1 protein-coding gene is annotated in these 1152 nt (G+C 76.3%); it reads right to left on the bottom strand.

Annotated features, from left to right (window positions below; all coding sequences use genetic code 11):
* Window positions 1-30 precede the first annotated feature (30 nt).
* The gene (locus QH283_RS26320; RefSeq protein ID WP_280505625.1) at window positions 31-1077 is read right to left on the bottom strand and encodes a M24 family metallopeptidase; all 1047 of its coding nucleotides are present in this window, start codon (window positions 1075-1077) and stop codon (window positions 31-33) included.
* Window positions 1078-1152: the final 75 nt, after the last annotated feature.

Raw genomic sequence — 1152 nt, 5'->3', positions numbered from 1 at the left:
GGGGGGGGGGGGGGCCCCCCGGGCCGCCGCTCAGTGCGGCCGGTGCGGAGCGGTGGTCAGCACCTGGGGACCGGAATCGGTGATCAGCACCGAGTCGCGGGTGAAGACGGCGCCGACGCCCTGCTCCCACACGTAGCCGGTGACGGCGAGCACCATGCCGGGCTCGAGGCGCTCGGCGGCGGCGGTCTCGCGTAGGCGCGGGGAGACCACCGGGGCGTCGAAGCCCATGCCGAGCCCGCGGGCGACCGGCATGGGTGGCAGGTCGACGCCCTCGGCCTCGTACGCGTCGAGCAGGGCGGTGGCCGTTGCGCCGGGGCGGCAGGCTTCGATCAGGCGGCCGTACAGCGCATCCGCACGCCGGTACAGAACACGTGTCCGCTCGTCGGCGGCGCCGTCGGCGGGCCAGGTGCGGCCGACCTCACCGATATAGCCCTCGCCGAGCACGCTGGCCGCGACCGCGACCAGATCGCCGCCGCGGACCCGGCGGTCGGCGTCGGCGCGCCGCCACGGGTGTTCCGGTGAGGTGGCCCACACGGTGTCCTGGGCGGCGGGGGTGCTGATGCCGCCCGCGGTCATGGCTTCCAGCAGCACGCCGGTCAGGCCGTGTTCGGTGGTGCCCGGTGCGAGCGCGGCGACGGTGGCGGCCAGGCCCGCCTCGGCGACCAGGAGCGTGCGGCGCAGGGTCGCGATCTCCTCGGGGGTCTTGACGCGGCGGGCCTCGCGCATGGCCTGCTCGCCGTCGACGAACTCGGCGGCGGGGAAGGCGGTGGGCAGCAGTTTCGCGAAACCCGGTGACAGCGCGTCGGTGCCGACGCGCCGCGCGGTTCGTGCGCCGTCGATGGCGGCCAGCACCGCGACGGTGTTCATCGGGTTCCACATCAGGCCGTAGAGGTTCTCGTGCGGGATGTCCTCGGGCACGCCCTCGTCCCAGGTGCTCAGCAGGTGCACCGCGCCGGTCTCGCGCACCAGGACGGCGACGGGGCCGAACGGGCGGGTGCCCGCCACCCACAACTGCACGGCGCCCGCCACGTAGCGGGCGTTGGGCGGGCCGGCGCGGGCGGCGGTGTGGGGGGGAATGGGGGGGCAAAGGTGGCATGGGCGCCCCCGCCCCCCCCGCCCCCGGGGGCGGGAGGGGGGGGGATACACAGTGGG

The organism is Nocardia farcinica (genome assembly GCF_029867845.1).
GTDB lineage: Bacteria > Actinomycetota > Actinomycetes > Mycobacteriales > Mycobacteriaceae > Nocardia > Nocardia farcinica_A.
This window is presented reverse-complemented; position numbering and strand designations above follow the sequence as displayed.